This is a genomic window from thiotrophic endosymbiont of Bathymodiolus puteoserpentis (Logatchev) (assembly GCF_900127505.1).
Lineage (GTDB): Bacteria > Pseudomonadota > Gammaproteobacteria > PS1 > Pseudothioglobaceae > Thiodubiliella.
The window spans coordinates 70,670-74,175 of sequence record NZ_UEXF01000031.1; the positions used below are offsets into that span (position 1 = coordinate 70,670).

Consider the following 3,506-nt stretch of genomic DNA (forward strand, 5'->3'; position numbering starts at 1 on the left):
AATCTCAGGCGCCCCCTTATTTCCATACTACATTTATTAATGCTTCTTCTAGTGTTTTATACTTGAAAATATAGCCTGCATCTAAAGCCTTTTTGGGTCTAATTTTCTTACCTGCTAATAATAGTTCTTCTCCCATCTTTCCCATTAATAGTTTTACAGCCAATGCAGGCATTGGAAAAATAGTGGGTCGCTTTAAGATCATACCAAGGGTTTTGGTGAACACTTGATTTGTTACTGGGTTAGGCGATGTTCCATTAACAGCCCCTTTTAAATTATCATGGTTTATACAGTACAAAATAATTCCAATTAAATCATTAATATGAATCCAAGACATCCATTGCTTACCATTACCGATTCTTCCCCCAAGATACATTTTAAAAAGCGGTAACATTTTGTTTAATGCTCCACCGTTTTTACCTAAAACGATCCCTGTTCGTAGTAAGCAAGTACGAATACCAAGCTTTTCTGCTTTTAAAGCAACATCTTCCCACTTTTGACATAACTCACTAGAAAAGCTATTGTCGCCATTGTCTTTTTCTTCGATAGCATTATCCGTTTTATCAATACCGTAGTAGCCAATAGCTGAACCACTAATTAACAATTTAGGTTTATTTTCTAATGTTTCAAAGTATGAAATAAGTTTTTCTGTGATGTCAATGCGACTACTAAAAATTTGATGTTTTTGCTTATCATTCCACCGTTTATTCGCAATAGGTTCGCCAGCTAAATTAATGACAACATCAAATGCATCATTATCTTTTAGATCGCTTAAGTCAGCAATTGCTTGAATGGGAGATTTGATTTTTTCAGGATGTCTACTAAGTATTACAATTTTATTATTTTCTTCTTCTAATAAACGAGAACACAGAGCAGAGCCAATAAAGCCAGTGCCACCAGTAATTAGTATGTTCATTTTTCCTCCTTAATGTTATTGAAAAATTTAACGCCCAAATCACCCGCCGTTTAAAGTGGCGGTTTTTTTGCGAATAGCAAAAAAAATGACGCTTTAAACGGTCGGGTGAATTTGATTGTTAGCTGCATTTTCAACACCCATCATCATGTCATAGTGCCCTTCATGTTTTGTTAAAGTAAAAATATCTTTAAATACTTTTAAATATTTATCTACCACATCCGATTGTGCTTCAATAAACAAATCATCTGAAATGCTGTGAGAGCCATCATTAATCCAAGAAATTAGTGATCTAAATATTTCTTGCTCCTCTTTAGATGTGAACTTACTTATAAGATCATCATCCTTATATCCGCCAAGCATTTTGAAATAGTTTTCAATAATTCGCCTCATAGTGTTTTGTATTGTCACGCTGGAATTATGTTCCTTATTCTTTAACTCATTCCACATCAACTCATAAGAAGTTTGGATTGGATTTTTCATTAAGAATGGCTGAGCCGTAGAAACTTTATTATTTTTCCTTAAAATCCAATAGTTAGTTTGATTGTTTTCTTTAGTTCTACCATCTATAAAAGATACTTCCTTATGAAAATATACATTATGAGTTAAAAGAATGAGCTGTTTTATATTACCAACATCATTTTTAATGTCTTTAATAATTTCTTTTATAAGGGTGCTAACCACAAACAGTACATTACTATCGAGGCTTGAAATCGGGTCATCGACAACTAAAACTCTCTCATCAGTAATCGTTTCCTTATCAGTTGAGCCTTTAGCTAACTGTAGATAATATAGAAAAGTAATAAAAGTAATTTCCCCTTCACTCAATGTTGACTCAGCTAGCTCTCCATCCTCTCTTTTTATTTGATAATGATTTTCACTCGATACAGATGGAACAATTTCAAAATTATCAAACCCATAATATTGTAATGTTTTGTTAATTTCATCAATGGTGGGTTGTATGCTGGTTACATTTTTTGTTAATTCTTTAATTTCATCATTCAGCAATTCATAAGAATTACGCTTTTCAATTACATCGCCATTTAAAGTAAAAATACTTTTTTCCAAGCCTGTAATTTTCTCAATGTATGCTTCTATGTCCACCTTATTAGTTTCAACTACATATTTCCAGATAGACTGAATTAAACCACTTTTTTCTGCCTTATAATTATTCACAATGTCATTGTGCTTTTTGATTTCAGTATTAGCACTTTCTATCAAATTTTTAATATTCTCTGACTGCTCTTTTGTAGATGTTAAATTAATGCTTCTACTTGGCTCTTTGGCTTTTTCAACAAGTAATAATTTGTTTGCATTAACCTGACTTAATAAGGTTTTCAAATATGCAGAGAACTTATCAATATCTAGCTTTGTTCCATCATTAGATTTTTGATTTGTTTCAATCTGAGTCCACTCATTAATAGCATTATCTGTAAACCTCCCGTATTCATCAATAAGTACGGTGACCTTTTTGATCGACGTTGTAAATGACTCATCAAAGTAGCTCTCTAATTGATGTTTAAAGTCTTCTTCAATTGTGGGCTGCTGGCAAAAGGGGCAAGTTAGATTATCCTGTATATATGATCTACCTTGATTTACCCAATCATTAATATTTAACTTTTGAATTAGGTGGGAAATATTGACATCCGATTTTCCAATTATTTTGCTCCCCCAAATATCATCTTCTTCAATGGTTATGATTTGATTGGAATCTACAATATTCATTAATCCAATAGATTCAGGAGCTTTTCCAAGTATAGTTTTGGATTTGTTTTTTAAATCATCAATTGCTTCCAACGGTGACGTATTAGTCTTAAACTCTGATAATAGCTTATTTTTAAAGCTCTCTTTCTGCATTGAACCTTGAAAAGCTTCCTTAAATTCCCCTTCGTGTTTTTTATATATTTTTTTCCATACACTTTCCTTAAAAGAAAGCTCTTCATCTAATTTGGTTCTTTCTTGCTTTTCTAAAGTCTCTTTCTTTCCCAATCTATCGTCTCTTAATGTTTTTAAACTTTTTTGTTTTTCTTCAATTAAAAGCACATCTTCTTTTGAAGCTTCCCCTAAAGTAAAAATCCCTTCTATTTTCCCCGTACCAAAATTATTTTCTCTGAATTTTTTATTATAAACCAAGCTATTTAATATTTGACCATGCTTCCATTGAAGGCTGCAATTTTTAAATTCCTCATTAGCTTGCTCGGATGACAAATTGGAAATTGTTGTTTTCCCACTTCCGTTTGCTCCATAGATAAAGTTTATCTTTTTTAAGTCACTTAGTTGAGTGCCTGTACTGTTATAACTTGCGGTATTTTTTATAAGAATATTTTCAATCATTTTTCATCCAGTGAAATGACAAAGGTGAGTATTTTTTGCAGCTAACTATTAGTATAAGGCATTATTGCCTTGATACGCTGTATTAAAAATAATACCAAGTACAATCGCTTAGTTTTTAATAAAAACTGTTAATAACACCTAATATTACTTAGATTCACATCATAAGTGCAACACTCAATTAGTCGGCCAAAGGGTATATTAACCACTCTTTAATCCGACAAGAAAAAGGAGTGAAACATGCAAAAATATACACAATTGACCT

At 31.9% G+C, this 3,506-nt stretch carries 2 protein-coding genes; both read right to left on the minus strand.

Annotated features, from left to right (window positions below; genetic code table 11):
* Positions 1 to 16 precede the first annotated feature (16 nt).
* Positions 17 to 913, minus strand: a complete 897-nt coding sequence (locus tag BHECKSOX2_RS05580; RefSeq protein ID WP_139682808.1) for a TIGR01777 family oxidoreductase — start codon at positions 911 to 913, stop codon at positions 17 to 19.
* Between the two features lie 93 nt (positions 914 to 1,006).
* The gene (locus BHECKSOX2_RS05585; protein ID WP_139682810.1) at positions 1,007 to 3,244 is read right to left on the minus strand and encodes an AAA family ATPase; all 2,238 of its coding nucleotides are present in this window, start codon (positions 3,242 to 3,244) and stop codon (positions 1,007 to 1,009) included.
* Between the last annotated feature and the right edge of the window lie 262 nt (positions 3,245 to 3,506).

What these genes read in the sequence shown, in the direction of transcription:
- BHECKSOX2_RS05585 (WP_139682810.1), bottom strand. Translation starts at nt 3,244, where the DNA reads ATGATTGAAAATATTCTTATAAAAAATACCGCAAGTTATAACAGTACA.
- BHECKSOX2_RS05580 (WP_139682808.1), bottom strand. Translation starts at nt 913, where the DNA reads ATGAACATACTAATTACTGGTGGCACTGGCTTTATTGGCTCTGCTCTG.